Here is an 18,182-nt window from a genome sequence, read left to right as displayed (position 1 = left end):
TTATTTTTTATTGTTTTTTATTGTTTTTCATCTTAGCTTTTAACTGAGCTAATTCATCATCAACCTTTTCATCGGTCTCAAGCTCGGCAATCTCATCTGCTAATGATTTACCGCCTAAATCATATGATTCAACTTCGGCTTCGATATCATCAATTTTACGTTCATAATCATCAAAACGGTTTAAGGCATCATGTACCCGGGTGCTGTGGATATTTTCTTTTACTTTTAAACGAGAATTTGCTGACTTTTCACGAATAACAATGGCTTTTTGCCGCGTCTTGGCATCCGTTAGCTTATCTTGTAATTGGCTAATTTCATCTTGCAACTTACAAATATGCTCATCAAGGTGGCTTAACTCAGCTAATAAAGCTTGTGCGCTTTCACTGCTTTTTTTCTTTGCCATTAAGGCAGCACGAGCCAAGTCTTCACGATCTTTACTTAACGCCAGTACGGCTTTTCCTTGCCATTGTTCCGCGTCTTTTTCAAGGCGGGTTACTTGCCGAGTTAATGCTTTTTTCTCTGCTAATATTTTTGCCGAGCTAGAGCGCACTTCTACTAAGGTATCTTCCATTTCTTGAATGATCAAGCGGACCATTTTGGCTGGATCTTCGGCCTTATCTAATAAATTATTTATATTAGAGTTAATAATATCTGTGAATCTTGAAAAAATACCCATAACATCTTCCTCAACTTGTGGCTAAATCATGCCAAACTTTATTTACATTTGCGTGAACTAAGTATTTACTTAGAGCTAAATAACTATTTTAATATATTCATTTTTTAAGCCAACTTTAACAATGATAATAACATATTGTTTTTAATCACATTATTATTTATTTAAAAAAGACTTTCAACCGACTAAGTAATAAAATACACTATTTGTTAGTGAAATAAACCAACATTTGAGTCTACTATGGCGCGTTTTAACCAACAAGATAATCTTCTTGGCCAATCAAATAATTTTTTAGAAGTACTAGAGCAAATATCTCAAATTGCTCCTTTGAGTAAACCCGTACTGATAATTGGTGAACGAGGCACAGGTAAAGAGCTGGTTGCGGCTCGTTTGCACTATCTATCTAAACGCTGGCAACAAAATTATATAAAACTTAATTGTGCGGCTTTAAATGAGAATTTACTTGAAACAGAATTGTTTGGTTATGATAGTGGTGCTTTTACCGGTGCAAATAAGCGTCATGAAGGACGATTTGAACGTGCGGATAAAGGCACACTATTCTTAGATGAAATTGCTAATACCTCTGGCCTCATTCAAGAAAAGCTATTACGTGTTGTTGAATACGGTGAATTTGAGCGTGTTGGTGGCTCAAGAACCATTACTACCGATGTACGTTTAGTGGCGGCAACCAATGAAGATTTACCTACGTTAGCTGCATCGGGACAATTTAGAGCAGATTTATTAGATAGATTAGCGTTTGATGTTATCACGCTACCACCGTTAAGAGAGCGCTTAGACGATATCATGATGCTGGCAGAGCACTTCGCCATCAACATGGCCCGTGAACTTGAATTTGAATTATTTAGCGGCTTTACCGAAAAAGCTAAACGTAGCCTGCTTGAATATCCTTGGCCTGGTAATATTCGTGAGTTAAAAAATGTGGTTGAGCGTAGCGTTTATCGTGGTAATAATCCACATTTGCCCGTCCATGAATTAATCATAGACCCTTTCGACTCGCCTTATAGACCAAAGCATAGCAATCAAACCAATGACAGAATTAAAGCTCGTAGCGGTAGCATTAACACGGTAACTGAGAGTATGACCAGCGAGGATATTGAACTAACCGCAACGACTAAGCCATCGAGTGCTAAGCTGCCCACTAAGACAGTGACGCAAGAGTTTCCCCAGTCCTTAAAATCATTATCACAAGATTATGAAATTGAGTTAATACAATCGGCGTTAGCCCATTGTCAATTTAATCAAAAGAAAACCGCGGAAGCACTGGAATTAACGTATCATCAATTAAGAGGTTACCTAAAAAAATATAACTTGCTTGATGGCAGTATTAACGATGAGCTTTAAGCCAACACTCCCTTTACTTATTACTGCTTTTGTTAGTCTGCTCGCTGGATGTAACGAGGGTAATAAATTATCGTTAAGTGAGCGCAGTATTATCTATTGCTCTGAGGGCTCGCCAGAAACGTTTAACCCTCAGCTTAGTACCTCAGGAACAACCACTGACGCCACCTCTAAACAGCTTTATAACAGCCTTATTGTTTATGAAGGGAACAATAACACCTTGGGCCCTTCCCTGGCTAAGTCCTGGCATGTTACTCGTGACGGTAAAAAAATCACCTTCTATTTACGTCAAGATGTACACTTTCATCAAACGAGCTACTTTACCCCGACAAGATTTCTTAATGCCGATGATGTTTTATTTAGCTTTAATCGAATTGTAGATAAAAACCATGCTTATCATCAAGTATCTGGTGGCCAGTACCCTTTTTTCCAAAGTGCTAAATTTGCCGAGTTAATTGAAAAAATCGAGAAAATTAACGATTACACCATTCGCTTTATTTTAAAACGTAATGACAGCTCCTTTTTAGCTAATTTAGCCACCGATTATGCGGTAATATTATCGGCTGAGTACGGTGAAAAACTACTCAATAAAGGTACACCGCATAAAATAGATATACTGCCCATTGGTACCGGACCGTTTAAATTCAAAGATTACCGGGTTGGTTCATTAATTCGCTTTTACCGTCATGATTCATATTGGCAAGGACCAGCAAAAATCGAGCAACTTGTTTTTGATATCACCCTGAGTAAAACCAGTCGCTTAACTAAACTGTTAGCGAAAGAATGTGATGTCAGTAGTTACCCTATAGCCCATGCAAAAATTGCAGAAAGAACTGACTTGATATTGGAGTCGATTACCTCGTTAAATGTAGGTTACTTTGGTTTTAATACTAAAAAAGAGCCTTTTAATAATAAATTAGTGCGCCAAGCTATCAGCTTAGCGATTAACAAGCAGGCCATCATTAATACCGTTTACCACTCTCAAGCAGCCCGGGCTAAATCAATACTACCTGAAACATCATGGGCTTATGACAGTGAAACCCCTGAATTGGGTTATGATCCGATACGGGCAAAGTCTTTATTAGCCATAGCAGGTTATGCACAAGGTTTTACTATGGACCTATGGGCAATGCCAGTGCAAAGAGCTTATAATCCAAATGCCTTAACCATGGCCAAGCTTATCCAAGCTGATTTAAAAAAAATTGGCGTAAAGGTGAAAATTGTCAGTTATGAATGGAGCACCTTCTTGCGTCGCTTATCCTTAGGTGAGCACCAAAGCTTTTTATTAGGCTGGAATGCCGATACGCCAGAACCCGATAATTTTTTCACGCCAATGCTAAGTTGTTCGGCCAGCGAAACGGGTAATAATCGGACCTTTTGGTGTAATAAAGAATTTGACCAACTACTGCAAGAAGCGCTTAAAACAACCAATATGAAGCAAAGAAAGCGTTACTATGCTCAGGCTATGGTAATAATTAATGAAGAAATGCCTTTATTACCCATTGCTCATTCAAAGCGCTATCAAGCTCGTGGTACCGATGTGGTAGGTGATATATTGTCAAACTTTGGTGGTATCAGTTTTTATCAAGCGGCTAAAATAAATACCAATAACAAGGCTCCAACCATAGAAAATCCTGACATGGTTAACAAGGTGAGTAACTAAGATGCTTATTTTTACCTTACGACGCATCAGCTTATTTATTTTTACCATGTTGGTGCTAACTTTATTATCATTTAGCTTAAGTTTTTTATTTCCGGGTGATACCGTTATTAATCATTCCGGTCAAATTAATGCTACGGCAAGCGAATTAGCACAACTTAATAAAGCTTACCAAATGGATAAGAGCATTGTTAATCAATATGGTGCTTATTTAACTCATATCCTTAATGGTGATCTTGGTCAATCTATGGCCAGCCAATCGCCCATTAGCAACGAGATTATAGAATTACTGCCGGCAACCATAGAGCTCAGCTTAGTGGCTTTACTTATTGCTATGACAGTCGGTATTCCTTTAGGTTTTATTGCCGCGATCAAACACAATAAAACCAGTGACCATGTGATATTATCTTTAGCTATGCTTGGTTATTCCATTCCTGTTTTTTGGTTAGGTTTACTGGCTATACTTGTTTTTTCCATCGGCCTTGGCTGGTTGCCTTCGGCAGGAAAAATCAGCTTACTGTTTGAAATAGAGTTTATTACCGGCATCCAGTTTATTGATATTTTATTAAGTGATAGCCCCTATAAATGGCAAGCTTTTAGTAATGCCAGTGCCCATATCATTCTCCCCGCATGTGTCATAGCCCTAGCACCCGCGACTATTTTTATTCGTTTGTCGCGTGCCGCGATGATCGAAGTGTTAGCCACCAGTTATATCAGAGCGGCTCGTGCTAAAGGATTAAGCTTTCAACAAATAATCTTTCGCCACGCCATACGTAATGCACTGATCAAAATAATACGACATGTGGGTTTGCAATTTGCCAATTTAGTCACTATCGCTATGGTAACTGAGGTTATTTTTAGTTGGCCTGGCATTGGTCGATGGCTAATAGAAAGTATATATCAGCGAGATTACACCGCAATTCAAGGCGGTTTATTAGTGCTGTCATGCTTTATATTTATTATCCATATTTTAACAGACTTTATCTATGCGGCGCTCAATCCATTAGCCCGAGGTAATAAACATGGCTCGTGAAAAAATATACCTTGAAGAAGTTTTTCCTTCGCCCTTTATGCAGTTGTGGGGGATTTTTCGTAAAACTCCCGTCGCTATGGTTGGCTTCTGTTGTTTTATTTTCCTAATTTTATTAGCTATTTTTGCACCAATTATATCACCCTACTCGCCAGTGGACGGCAATTTAGATATGATTTTATTACCACCTGCTTGGCATGTAGATGGTAATGTAAGTTATTTGTTAGGTACCGATGAGCTTGGCAGAGATATGTTATCTCGGCTCATGTATGGCACTTCACTTACCTTTGGTTTAAGTTTTATTGTGGTGATTTTTTCTTTAGTTATCGGCGTGGTCATTGGTTCACTCTCAGCGTTAACTAAAGGCATTAAGTCCAGTTTTTTAAATCACTTTCTCGATGTAATACTCTCTATCCCATCGCTATTACTCGCCATTATTATTGTCGCTATTTTAGGTCCGGGTATCAGTAACACTGTCTGGGCAATTGCTATAGTCTTTATCCCGCAATTTATCCACATAACCCGCTATGCTGTAAAAGAAGAATTTAGAAAAGATTATGTCCTAGCATCGCGCCTTGATGGTGCTAGTAATTTCCGTATTTTGTACTACTCAGTATTCCCAAATATTGTTGAGCGCTTAATGAGCCAAGCGACACTGGCTCAATCAGCGGCAATATTAGATATCGCCACACTAGGCTTTTTAGGGCTAGGGGCACAAATTCCCTTGCCCGAATGGGGCGCTATTTTAGCCAATGGCCTTGAGCGCTTTTATATAGCGCCATGGACGGTTTACTTACCTGGTCTAGCGATATTATTCGCCGTAGTTGCCACTAACTTAGTGGGTGAAGGCATTCGCCACGCCCTCAAGTTGCGTAAGGAAAACTAATGTTATTGCCACAAATAGCAAACAAAGTAAAAGTAAAAAAACATATGGTTTTACTTTTTTTAACCTTCATCACTCAGCCTAAAGCTGCGCATAAGTAGAGCTTATGAATTTACTCGACATTAGAAATTTATCCATTGAGTTAGATACCCCCAATGGCCGTATATTGGCAGTAGATAGAGTAAGTTTATCCATAAAAGAAGGCGAAATACGCGGTTTAGTCGGTGAGTCAGGCTCAGGAAAATCACTATTAGCGCAAGCCATTATCGGGGTTTTAGAAGATAAGTGGCATGTCCATGCCGACCGTTTCCATTGGCGTGGCATCGACTTATTACGGCTATCAATAGATGAACGTAGAACATTATTATGTCGTGATATCGCCATGATATTTCAAGAGCCCATGAGCTGCTTAGACCCCACCACTTTGATCGGGGCACAATTAAGTGAAGCAATTGATACTTCACAATTATCTGGTTATTTTTGGCAACGTAATAAACAACGCAAAAAAGAGGTGATAAAATTACTTCATAAAGTGGGTATTAAGAACCATAGTCAATGTATTAGTAGTTACCCTCATCAGCTCACCGAGGCAATTTGTCAACGCGTTATGATAGCAATCGCCTTGGCAGGCCGACCAATGTTATTGATTGCCGATGAGCCAACAGCGGCTATGGAAAGTACCAATCAAGGGCAAATATTTCGATTATTAGCAAACCTAAATCAATTAAAAAACATGTCTATTTTATTGATCAGCCATGATTTAGAAAACATTACCCACTGGACTAACACCATCACGGTAATGTATAGCGGTCAGTTTGTTGAAGCGGGTACCACAGAACAAATATTTAATAAACCTATGCACCCTTATACCCGTGCTCTAGTTGATAGTAGTACCAAAGCAAATCTGCAATTACCCGCTAAGTCGCGATTAATGACCTTACCCGGTAGTATTCCAATTTTACAACATTTACCTATAGGTTGTCGGCTAGGCCCTCGATGCCCAAGAGCTCAGCAAACCTGTGTTTCAGCGCCAAAAGTGAGTAATTTCCATGGTCACAAAGTAAGTTGTCACTTCCCGATACTCCGTGAAACAGTAAAAAAACAGCCGCTAAAAGACAAACCAGTAAAAGGGACAAACTAAGATGAGTGTTTTATTAGAGGTAAAGGAAATATCGAAATCGTATAAACTAAAAGGCTACTGGTATCATAAACGTGAGTTTAATGCCTTAGCACCGGTATCGTTTACCATTAAAGCAAAAAAGACCCTAGCAATTGTTGGAGAAAACGGCTCGGGTAAGTCGACCTTAGCGAAGATATTGGTAGGGGCGGAAACACCAACTAGGGGTAAAATATACCTCAATGGCCAGTTACTACAAAGCCAAAGTTTTAAACAACGGTGCCAACAAATCAGGATGATATTTCAGGACTCTGGCACCACTTTAAACCCCAGTTTAACTATCCAACAACTACTCGACGAGCCCTTGACATTAAATACCGATTTAGAGGAAAAACAGCGGCGTCAGCTTATTCGAATGACCTTACAAAAAGTTGGCCTACTTGGCGATCATATGAACTTTTATCCTCATATGTTTTCAGGCGGGCAAAAACAGCGAATATCCCTCGCTCGAGCAATTATATTACAGCCACAAGTTATCATTCTAGATGAAGCCTTAGCGGCGTTAGACCCATCACTGCGCTCGCAAATGATTAACTTATTACTCGATTTACAGGAACAGATGGGCTTAGCCTATATTTTAATTTCTCACAATTTGGGTATTGTTCGGCATTTCAGTGATGATGTATTGGTAATGTCTCATGGCGAGGTAGTTGAGTCAGGAAAAACCCTTGAGGTAATGCGTAATCCCCAGCATAAAGTAACGCAAAAACTGATGATGAGCCAAAATTTCAAACTAAAGTAAACATAGACAATTCGCTTAACTTAGTCACCGCATTAACTACTCCACTTCAATTCGCCAATAGATTAAACAAGATTAAACAGATTAATTTCACTTACTAAATAAAGCATAATAAAAAGCCAATAGCAGAATACTGCTATTGGCTTTTTAGTCAGCGTTTGTCACCTTCGGTAACTAACGGTGTTAACTGTTAATAAACTGACATCTGCTCGCTAAGTTGTTTACGAGTAATGGTAGCATCCACTTTTAACGAGTTAACAAAGCTTTGATAAGCAGACTGTGCTAACTGAGACGTTTGTTGTTGTGCTAAATTCGGATTGGCCGCAGATTCACTGACATCAACACCAGTAACTTCAATTATGGCTAGATCACCATTACTTAAGGCTACCGTTGATGCTGAAACAACACCATTGACTGGGTGCGGTAAGACAAACGCAGCACGACTGATACTTTGATCAATTACTGGGCTATAACGAGCAACTTTATCTTTACTAACAAAGCTAGTATTAAGTGCGGTTAATCGAGTAGAAATATCAGTACCCGCCTTAAAGTCGGCCAATAAAGCATCAACGGTTTGTTGAGCTTGCTCAGTTGCTTTTTGATTAACTAAAATATCTTTAATTTGCGCGGCAACTTCCGTTAAAGGCTTAATATTCGCAGCTTGGTAGGTATTGAGGCGTAATACCAAGACAAGATCATCGTTAACTTCAATAAGGTCAGAGTTCATATTGTCATGTAAAACCATCTCTGAAAAAGCGGCTTCAATAACTTTTGCTTGATCAAAAGGAACACTATTACCACGACTTAATAACCAAGGAGATGTTTGTATGGCAACATTTACCTCGGCAGCAGCATCTTCTAGGCTATCAGGAAACTCAAAACTAATGCGCGCCATTTCTTGCTGTAAAGTAAAGAATGTATCTTGTGCTTGCTCGTTGCTTAACTTAAGTCTTAATTCAGCTTGTACCTCAGAAAAGTCTTGCACGGCTTCGGCTTTATAGTCAGTTAACAGCAATATATGATAACCAAAACTAGTAGTAACCAGTGGACTCATATCACCAACATTAACTAATGCTAACGCAGCTTGGTCGAAAGTTTCTTCCATCACACCGGGATCTAACCATTCTAAATCACCACCGTTTTCACCACTATAGCTATCATGAGAAACTTCTTTCGCTAGCTCGGCAAAATCTTCACCTTGCTCAAGACGACTTAATACCGCTTGAGCTTGGGTTTTAGCAGCATCATCGTCAACATTGCCATCGGTGAATTCAATCAGAATATGAGAAATACGGCGCTGCTCTACTTCAGTAAAGCTAGCTAAATTCTCTTGGTAATACTTAGTTAACGCTTCATCAGTAACCTTAATGTCTTTTGCAATATCAGCCACATTTAGGCTGATATAGTCAACTTTAACCTGTTCTTTATTTTCAAAGCGAGCTTGATTGGCTAGATAGTAATTATTTACTTCTTCATCCGTTAATTGGATTGTCGCTTTAAACTGTTGTGCAGAAATGGTAGCAAAGCGGATATCACGCGTTTGGTTTTGTAACGCCAATTGCAATTTTTCTTGGTAAGGTAAATTAAACTCTGTGTTAACTAATGCTTGGCTTAATTGACGACGAGTCATTTCAACTCTTAAATAATCACGAAAATTAGAGGATTGAAAGAAACCAGCTTGGTTAATGATAGCTAGATAACGATTATTATCAAACACGCCGTCAATTTGAAATTCAGGCATATTTCGAATAGTTTCTTTTAAACGCAAATCAGAAACACGAATAGCCAAGGCTTCGCTGTTTTGATCTATAAGCTTTTCGTTAATGAGGCTATCTAAAACGCCTTGACGAAAATTAGCCATATAATTTTCATCATTTGATAAGGTATCAAACATGCCACCAAATTGTTGTTCCATGCGACTACGCTGTGCTTGATAAGCTTTATTAAATGCTTGCAAGCTAATGGGTTCACCATTCACGGTAGCAACTGAGGTATCAACTGAACTGCTGTAACTGCCAACACCTGCCACAGCGAAGGTTAGGATAATCAAACCAAGAATAATTTTGGCAGTCAATCCCTGCGATTTTTCACGAATATCTTCTAACATTTTTGTCTCTTTTTTTATGCTTAAAAAAACTAGGCTTAGGTATATTTATAACAAATAGATTAATTGATATAAATTAAAGTTGCTCGCGATTTTAGCAGATGAATAACATATCTTGAAGCACAAAATGAACTAAATGCACATTAATTATGATGTTTTTATTTTCATGCAAGGTATAAAGTAAAAAACCACCTAAAAGGTGGTTTATGATACGCGGTATAACTTAGTCTAAATAGGTGACTAGTTACATGCGTCTTTTAATGCTTTACCCGCTTTGAAAGATGGGATTTTTGCAGCAGCGATTTGGATAGTAGCACCCGTTTGAGGGTTGCGACCAGTACGTGCAGCACGGTCACGTACAGAGAAAGTACCAAAACCAACAAGAGCAACTTGCTCGCCGTCTTTTAACTCATCAGTTACAGCGCCAATAAATGAATCTAATGCACGACCCGCAGCAGCTTTTGATATGTCTGCACCAGCAGCAATTTTCTCGATTAGTTGAGATTTATTCACAGTGTATACCCCTTCAATTGTTATTATACAACGCTATGCTTTTTATTAATGCAGTCCATTGAAATATGATTTCAATGGAATCCTTGAAGCGTTGAGTGTAGAAAATATTTTGCTTTCTAGTTCCCGTCAATTCATCTATATAACATAGAGAATAAGGGGTCTAGCGATATAAGCGTAGATAACTTACCATAGTTTGAGCGTTTGCAAAGCGAAAATTGCTATTTTTGGCAATTATTTTAACTTTTCCAGCCTTTTTCGATATAAAGCATCAAAAAAGACCAAGCTTTGAACAAATTACTTTTCAACCTTCCATTGTTCTACTGGGTGTTCAAGCGCTATGGCAAGTACCTCATCTATCCATTTCACTGGGTGAATAGACAATTCGGCTTTAACATTTTCCGGAATTTCTTCTAAATCACGTACGTTTTCATGGGGTATAATGACCGTTTTTATACCACCACGATGAGCTGCAAGTAACTTCTCTTTTAAACCACCAATGGCAAGAACTTCACCACGAAGGGTGATTTCACCGGTCATGGCTACGTCTGCTCTTACTGGATTTCCGGTAAGGCTTGACACTAATGCCGTACACATACCGACACCGGCACTTGGACCATCTTTTGGTGTTGCCCCTTCAGGAACATGAACATGGATATCACGTTTTTCGTGAAAATCTTCATTGATACGCAATTTTTTAGTACGACTTCGCACCACTGTCATAGCGGCTTGAATAGACTCCTGCATAACCTTGCCCAAGGAACCGGTATAAGTCAACTTACCCTTACCGGGTACTGAGGCAGTTTCTATGGTCAGTAGCTCGCCACCAACTTGAGTCCAAGCTAAGCCGGTTACTAGGCCAACACGGTTCTTATCATCGGCTTTACCGTAGTCAAAGCGTTGCACACCTAAAAACTTATTAAGATTTTCTTGATTGATGGTGACTTTAGTTAACTTTTTATCAAGTAAAATTGCTTTGACCACTTTACGACATAATTTAGATATTTCACGCTCTAAATTACGTACCCCTGCTTCACGGGTGTAATAGCGGATAATGCCAATAATAGCACTGTCATCAATGTCGATTTCGTTAGCTTTCAAGCCATTTCGCTCAATTTGCTTATTGAGTAAATGATTTTTAGCAATATTGAGTTTTTCATCTTCGGTATAGCCGGACAAGCGAATAACTTCCATACGGTCTAACAATGCTGCAGGAATATTCATACTATTTGATGTCGCAACAAACATGACCTCAGATAAATCATAATCAACTTCTAAATAGTGATCATTAAACGTGGTGTTTTGTTCTGGGTCTAACACTTCAAGTAAAGCAGAGGCAGGATCACCACGCATATCAGAAGACATTTTATCGATTTCATCCAATAAGAAAAGCGGATTTTTAACGCCTACTTTTGATATTTTCTGGATTAACTTACCTGGCAGCGAGCCAATATAAGTACGGCGATGACCACGAATTTCAGCTTCATCACGAATGCCACCTAATGCCATGCGCACATATTTTCGGCCAGTGGCTTTAGCAATGGATTGACCTAGCGATGTTTTACCAACACCAGGAGGTCCAACTAAGCATAGAATAGGTCCTTTTAACTGGTTTACACGTTGTTGTACGGCTAAGTACTCTAAAATATGCTCTTTAACCTTATCTAAACCAAAATGGTCTTTATCAAGTACTTCTTGGGCAACAGTAAGATTACGCTTTAATTTACTGCGTTTTTTCCAAGGTACATTGATCATACAGTCAATATAACTCCTTACCACCGTTGCTTCTGCCGACATAGGCGACATCATTTTCAGCTTTTGCAGCTCAGCTAAGGTTTTCTCTTTCGCTTCACTCGGCATTTTCGCCTCTTCTATACCCTTAGCCATTTGTTCAAGCTCATCAGGAGTATCTTCGCCCTCATTTAACTCTTTTTGAATGGCTTTCATTTGCTCATTCAAGTAATAATCTCGCTGACTTTTTTCCATTTGCTTTTTAACACGGGTACGAATTTTCTTTTCAATTTGCAGTAAGTCGATTTCCCCTTCCATCAATGCCATCAAATGCTCTAATCGAACATTAACATCAATAATTTCTAAAATCTTTTGCTTATCAGCCAGCTTAAGAGGCATATGCGCGGCCATAGTATCGGCAAGTTGTTCAGGGTCATCTATACCTGATACCGAAGTGAGTACTTCCGGCGGGATTTTTTTATTAAGCTTTACATAACCTTCAAATTGAGAAATTGCTGAGCGGATCAAGACTTCAATATCATCACCAAGATCTGTATTTGGCTTAATATATTCAATTTCTGCGCTAAAATACTCATCTGTTTCAATAAATTTCTTTATTGTTGCGCGCTGGGAACCTTCTACCAGAACTTTTACCGTACCGTCGGGCAACTTTAACATTTGTAAAATGGTCGCTACTGTCCCTGTGGTGTATACATCTTCTGCTTTAGGGTCATCTATGGCGGCATCTTTTTGGGCAACAAGAAATACTTGTTTATCCTGTTCCATGGCTAAATCTAAACAACGGATGGATTTTTCACGACCGACAAAAAGGGGGATAACCATTTGCGGGTAAACAACAACATCTCTTAAGGCTAAAACGGGGATCTCAACGACACCAGATAATTCTTTACTCATTGGTTACTCTTCTTGGGAATTGTTTTAATTAATATAAAAATAAAGCTATAGAAACTATATGGGGCTAGGCTGTTAACTTTCAACAAAAGATAAAAAATAAAGAGCCAAACATACTATTTTTAAGCGATGAGATCAAAAAATCCTCAACAAGTAAGTAATTATAAAAGGTAATAATTATATACTCGTTGAGGATAATATATTTTCTGTATAGCGATATAACAGTGCTAAAAATTATTTAGCCGCTACTTTCTCTTTCTTATTGCCATAAATAACAATAGGCTGACTTTCACCATTGATGCACTTTTCATCAACCACAATTTTACTGACATTATCCATTGATGGTAATTCATACATGGTATCGAGTAAAACTGCTTCAACAATTGAACGTAAACCACGAGCACCTGTCTTCCGCTTCATTGCCTTACGCGCCACAGCATGCAGAGCATCTTCCCTGAACTCTAACTCAACATCCTCCATCTCAAATAAAGCACAAAACTGCTTAGTTAGGGCATTTTTAGGCTCTTTAAGAATTTGAATAAGTGCGTCTTCATCCAGTTCACGTAATGTAGCTACCACAGGTAGACGGCCAATAAACTCAGGAATTAAACCGTATTTAACTAAATCTTCCGGCTCAACTTCAGCTAAGCGATCCGTTAAAGATTTTTGCTGATCTTTACCACGAACATCTGCGCCAAAGCCAATACCTGTACCAGTATGACAACGTTGTTCAATAACTTTATCTAAACCAGAAAAGGCACCACCACAAATAAAGAGGATCTTGGAGGTATCCACTTGTAAAAACTCTTGCTGCGGGTGTTTACGCCCACCTTGCGGTGGTACCGAGGCAATAGTTCCTTCAATAAGTTTTAATAAGGCTTGCTGTACACCTTCACCTGAAACATCACGGGTTATAGACGGGTTATCTGATTTACGTGAAATCTTATCAATTTCATCAATGTAAACAATACCACGCTGTGCTTTTTCCACATCGTAATCACACTTTTGCAATAACTTTTGGATAATATTTTCAACATCTTCACCAACATAACCGGCTTCGGTTAATGTGGTTGCATCTGCGATAGTAAATGGCACATCCAGTAATCGAGCCAAGGTTTGTGCTAATAACGTTTTACCACTACCCGTTGGTCCAATAAGTAAAATGTTACTTTTACCCAGTTCAACACCATTATGATTATCACCTTTACGCAGACGTTTATAGTGATTATAAACGGCTACCGCTAATACTTTTTTCGCGTGGTCTTGACCAATAACATAGTCATCAAGCTTTTCACGGATTTCGATAGGAGAAGGTAACGCCTCCTTACTTTCTTTTGGCGAAATTTCAGAAATTTCTTCGCGAATAATGTCATTACACAGTTCTACACATTCATCACAAACAAAGACTGATGGACCAGCAATTAATTTACGTACTTCATGTTGGCTTTTGCCACAAAATGAACAGTAAAGTAATTTACCACTATCACCACCACTTTTAATATCGGTCATGCCCTACCTCTAAACTTATAATACCAATAAATCCATTTATTTCTCGTTCTACACTGCTAAGTATACACCGAAATCTTATTTATCGTCACGTTGTTCTAATATAGAGTCTACTAATCCATATTCAACCGCATCTTCTGCACTTAAAAAATTATCTCTGTCTGTATCTTTAGAAACTTGTTCTAACGTCTGGCCAGTATGTTCAGCCATTAATCGGTTAAGTTTATCTTTTATGTATAAAATTTCTTTAGCATGAATTTCAATATCTGATGCTTGTCCTTGGAAACCACCTAAAGGTTGATGAATCATCACCCGGGCGTTTGGCAAACAGTATCGTTTGCCTTTCTCACCACCGGATAATAGAAAAGCGCCCATACTTGCCGCTTGACCAATACAGACAGTGCTGACATTCGACTTGATAAATTTCATCGTGTCATAAATTGCCAGACCTGCAGTGACTGAACCACCGGGTGAATTTATATAAAGAAAAATATCTTTATCTGGGCTTTCAGACTCCAAGTATAATAACTGCGCAATAATCAGGTTAGCCATATGATCTTCAACTGGGCCACAAAGGAAGATTACCCGCTCTTTTAGCAGCCTTGAGTATATATCATATGAACGTTCACCTTTAGGGGTTTGCTCAACAACCATAGGCACTAATGTGCTTTCGATACCTGTAGTACTGCTTTGTGATGAAACCTGAAATGAACTTTGTGATGTAATTTGAGAATTAAACAAGAGTATACCTTCCCTTAATGAATATAATGGCCCGTATGTTGCCATACAAGCCATTAAATTTAAGCGATTGCTGAGTCTATTGTCAATGCAAAACTGCGATAAACTTCAGCTTTACTTAATATTATTTAGCTTCTGGGTTCATTATCTCTTTGAAGCTTGATTTTTTATCAGCAACGTCAGCTTTTTCAACTAAAAGCTCAACGGCTTGCTCTTCTAAAGCAACGTTTTGCATCTGCTGCATCAGTTCTTTATTTTTAGCATAGTACTCAACAACTTCTTTAGGGTCTTCGTAAGCTGAAGCCGCAGAAGTAATTAGTTCATTTACTTTAGTTTCATCAACTTTAAGTTCATTAACCTTAATTACTTCACCTAAAAGCAAACCGATTTTAACACGACGTTCTGCTTGCTCTGTGAACATTTCTGTTGGAAGTTGTGGCAGATTTTTAGGGTCCATTTTCCCTTGGAAACGTTGCATCGCTTGTTGACGTAAAACATCAACTTCTTGAGTGACAAGTGCTGCTGGTAAATCAACGTCATGTCCAGCTAATAAACCATCAAGAACTTGTGTTTTAACTTTAGCTTTAACTGCTTGTGTTAATTCACGTGTCATGTTTTTTCTTACTTCAACACGTAAAGCTTCAACACCACCTTCTTCAATACCGAATAGTTTTGCAAAGACTTCATCGATTTCTGGCAGTTCTGGCGTTTCAATTTTATGAACAACAATATCAAACTCTGCATCTTTACCTTTAAGCTTTTCTGCATGATAATCTTCAGGGAAAGTTACCTTGATAGTTTTTTCGTCACCGGTTTTCATGCCCGTAACTTCTTTTTCAAAACCAGGGATCATACGACCAGCGCCAAGTTCTAATTCAAAACTTTCAGCTTTACCACCGTCAAAGTCTTCACCGTCGACACGACCAGAAAAATCAAGTGTTAACTTATCGCCTTCTTTACTCTCACCTTTGTGCTCTTTCCATGTTTGGTGTTGCTTTTGCAGCGTAACAAACATTTCATCTAAATCAGCATCAGTCACTTCCACTTGTGGACGCTCAATAGTGATTTTATCTAAATCTTTTAATTCAACTTCAGGATACACTTCAAAAGTTGCTTCAAACTCTAATGCTTTGCCATCTTCATTGCTTTTAGCAACAAATGAAGGACGACCCGCTGGATTGATTTTTTCTGCAACAATAGCATCGACAAAATTACGCTGCATGATTTCACCAGCAACTTCTTGACGTACTGATTTACCGAAGCGTTTTTGAATAACTGACGCTGGCACTTTACCTGGACGGAAACCGTTAATACGCTGTGTTTTACTCATTTGACGAAGACGATTTTTAACTTCTACATCTACTTTTTCGGCCGGAACAGAAATAGTCAGACGACGTTCCAAACCTTGGGTAGTTTCAACTGAAACTTGCATTTAAATACCTCAAAAACTTAGCGTATAACGCTTTTTTACGCACCAATTAATAGTCAACATCTTTGGTATTCATTACCAAATTTGTGACAAAATGATGCCCTGTTACAAAAATATGACGCCAAATTATAGCTAGAGCAAAAAAAAGTTGCAAGGTGTAAGTTTTAACCATTGAATATTTTTCCCCCATTCAACGCTATTCGCTAACAATTTGACAAATCATCACCTCCCGCTAAGCATGATTTTTTCAGCTAAAAACAAGCTATATAGCTGTTATACTTCAAGATGCATGTTCAGCAGCACAGTGCAAAGTCACTTTTAGGCGCAGCAATGAAGTCATGACATTCCCTTACATAATTGCAGCAACAACGAAGTGATATTGCTCTACATTCGCCTTCGGTGGGCTTTAACAGGCTTTATACCGCGTTATTCAGGGTATTAAGGACGCTGCATGGCTGCAGCTTAATAGCGAATGCAGACGGTACAGGAAGTACCTTATTAGATAATGCAGGAGCAATTATCCTGAGCGTATTATCCTAAACAACCATTATTTTCCAAGAAGGCCTTAGCTAACGTTTTTAATTGCCACTCAATCTTACCCCTTGACGTTGTACGGCTATATACTTTGATAGATAAACTAAATACCAATTCCAATAAGTTTCTTCACATTCAGCGAGGTTTAAAAGGTTTAGAGGCAAGGCATTGATTGAAGAGAATGGTTATTCCCTTCTCAACATCAATAACGCTGCTTGTAAGCCTTTACCTTTTATTAGGTATTCGCCCTTCGGGAGCTTTCCCGCGACTCGATAACTGCACATAGTTTATTTCATATAGAATAACTATATGCAAAAAAATTCTGTTTGTTCTCAAATCACTGGCAAGCTCTGAGTGGGAACTAACTTAATGGATTTGGTATAAGCTAACACGGAAAGTAAATTAGCATGAGAAATGTAGTGCAACGCCGCCTTGGCGTATTTTAACCAGCACAAGCGAGTAATAATTGCATGAAATTGCTATTAAGTAACCCGAGTAGAGGTTAGGCGGAGTTTATCTCAATACTTGTTGCTCTAGCCGTCAGGTTACTGATATCTACGTTAAATTAACCTGCAATAGGCCCGCTATTGTCACGAAAATTCGCCTTGACTAAAATAACCACAAGTAAAAGCAATTAGAAAAACTTAAGTATTATAATTCAAGATCTTAACTGGCTATTAAACAGAGTACAGCTTAAGTATTAAATGCGGTGTGGTGTAGCAGTTCAGTTTGTGAGAGAAAGTGGTCGGTGATGCAAGATTCGAACTTGCGACCCCTTGGACCCAAACCAAGTGCGCTACCAAGCTGCGCTAATCACCGATATATGCAGTCAATATTCCAATAGCAGAGTAATTAAGATTTTAACTCTAGCCCTGATGAAATATTATCATGAGTATTAAATAGAGACTGTATTTATATTGCAGAAAGAGAAAGTGGTCGGTGATGCAAGATTCGAACTTGCGACCCCTTGGACCCAAACCAAGTGCGCTACCAAGCTGCGCTAATCACCGATATATGCAGTCAATATTCCAATAGCAGAGTAATTAAGATTTTAACTCTAGCCCTGATGAAATATTATCATGAGTATTAAATAGAGACTGTATTTATATTGCAGAAAGAGAAAGTGGTCGGTGATGCAAGATTCGAACTTGCGACCCCTTGGACCCAAACCAAGTGCGCTACCAAGCTGCGCTAATC

At 38.6% G+C, this 18,182-nt stretch carries 13 protein-coding genes and 2 tRNA genes; 6 read left to right on the top strand and 9 right to left on the bottom strand.

The window, feature by feature from the left end:
* Positions 1–7: 7 nt before the first annotated feature.
* Positions 8–676 (bottom strand): phage shock protein PspA, encoded by a 669-nt coding sequence (gene pspA, locus MTCD1_RS16275; protein WP_057181745.1) that lies wholly within the window; start codon positions 674–676, stop codon positions 8–10.
* A gap of 237 nt (positions 677–913) precedes the next feature.
* Here pspA and pspF point away from each other — a divergent pair, with 237 nt between their 5' ends.
* The 6 genes from pspF (at position 914) to MTCD1_RS16245 (ending at position 7,524) form a co-directional block, all read left to right on the top strand.
* Positions 914–2,035 (top strand): phage shock protein operon transcriptional activator, encoded by a 1,122-nt coding sequence (gene pspF, locus MTCD1_RS16270; RefSeq protein ID WP_057181746.1) that lies wholly within the window; start codon positions 914–916, stop codon positions 2,033–2,035.
* Positions 2,010–3,695, top strand: a complete 1,686-nt coding sequence (locus MTCD1_RS16265; protein WP_231733069.1) for an ABC transporter substrate-binding protein — start codon at positions 2,010–2,012, stop codon at positions 3,693–3,695. The genes pspF and MTCD1_RS16265 overlap by 26 nt, the downstream gene beginning before the upstream one ends.
* A gap of 1 nt (position 3,696) precedes the next feature.
* Positions 3,697–4,725, top strand: a complete 1,029-nt coding sequence (locus MTCD1_RS16260) for an ABC transporter permease (RefSeq protein WP_057181748.1) — start codon at positions 3,697–3,699, stop codon at positions 4,723–4,725.
* Positions 4,715–5,608 carry an ABC transporter permease subunit gene (locus MTCD1_RS16255; protein ID WP_057181749.1) on the top strand — a complete coding sequence of 298 codons (894 nt, stop codon included), beginning with the start codon at positions 4,715–4,717 and terminating at the stop codon, positions 5,606–5,608. The genes MTCD1_RS16260 and MTCD1_RS16255 overlap by 11 nt, the downstream gene beginning before the upstream one ends.
* 103 nt (positions 5,609–5,711) lie before the next feature.
* Positions 5,712–6,746 carry a peptide ABC transporter ATP-binding protein gene (locus tag MTCD1_RS16250; protein ID WP_057181750.1) on the top strand — a complete coding sequence of 345 codons (1,035 nt, stop codon included), beginning with the start codon at positions 5,712–5,714 and terminating at the stop codon, positions 6,744–6,746.
* A 1-nt stretch (position 6,747) separates the two neighbouring features.
* Entirely contained in the window at positions 6,748–7,524 is a 777-nt protein-coding gene (locus tag MTCD1_RS16245) for a peptide ABC transporter ATP-binding protein (RefSeq protein ID WP_057181751.1), read from the top strand.
* 187 nt (positions 7,525–7,711) lie between these two features.
* Here MTCD1_RS16245 and MTCD1_RS16240 read toward each other — a convergent pair whose 3' ends face one another.
* From MTCD1_RS16240 to MTCD1_RS16205, 8 genes are all read right to left on the bottom strand, one after another.
* Positions 7,712–9,628 (bottom strand): SurA N-terminal domain-containing protein, encoded by a 1,917-nt coding sequence (locus MTCD1_RS16240; protein ID WP_057181752.1) that lies wholly within the window; start codon positions 9,626–9,628, stop codon positions 7,712–7,714.
* Between the two features lie 237 nt (positions 9,629–9,865).
* A complete protein-coding gene (hupB, locus tag MTCD1_RS16235) occupies positions 9,866–10,138 on the bottom strand; it encodes a nucleoid-associated protein HU-beta (RefSeq protein ID WP_011044534.1) in 273 nt (90 codons plus the stop codon).
* Positions 10,139–10,432: 294 nt separating this feature from the next.
* Entirely contained in the window at positions 10,433–12,781 is a 2,349-nt protein-coding gene (lon, locus tag MTCD1_RS16230) for an endopeptidase La (RefSeq protein WP_057181753.1), read from the bottom strand.
* A 231-nt stretch (positions 12,782–13,012) separates the two neighbouring features.
* Entirely contained in the window at positions 13,013–14,287 is a 1,275-nt protein-coding gene (gene clpX, locus MTCD1_RS16225) for an ATP-dependent protease ATP-binding subunit ClpX (RefSeq protein WP_057181754.1), read from the bottom strand.
* Positions 14,288–14,362: 75 nt separating this feature from the next.
* Positions 14,363–15,025 carry an ATP-dependent Clp endopeptidase proteolytic subunit ClpP gene (gene clpP, locus MTCD1_RS16220; protein ID WP_082606562.1) on the bottom strand — a complete coding sequence of 221 codons (663 nt, stop codon included), beginning with the start codon at positions 15,023–15,025 and terminating at the stop codon, positions 14,363–14,365.
* Positions 15,026–15,146: 121 nt separating this feature from the next.
* On the bottom strand, positions 15,147–16,454 hold the full coding sequence (tig, locus tag MTCD1_RS16215; RefSeq protein ID WP_057181755.1) for a trigger factor: 1,308 nt from the start codon (positions 16,452–16,454) through the stop codon (positions 15,147–15,149).
* 1,273 nt (positions 16,455–17,727) lie between these two features.
* A tRNA-Pro gene (locus MTCD1_RS16210) sits at positions 17,728–17,804 on the bottom strand.
* Between the two features lie 114 nt (positions 17,805–17,918).
* Positions 17,919–17,995 (bottom strand) — tRNA-Pro (locus MTCD1_RS16205).
* Positions 17,996–18,182: the final 187 nt, after the last annotated feature.

Source organism: Colwellia marinimaniae (genome assembly GCF_002207865.1).
GTDB lineage: Bacteria > Pseudomonadota > Gammaproteobacteria > Enterobacterales > Alteromonadaceae > Colwellia > Colwellia marinimaniae.
Note: the sequence above shows the minus strand (reverse complement) of the source record. Positions and strands in the feature narration are given on the sequence as shown.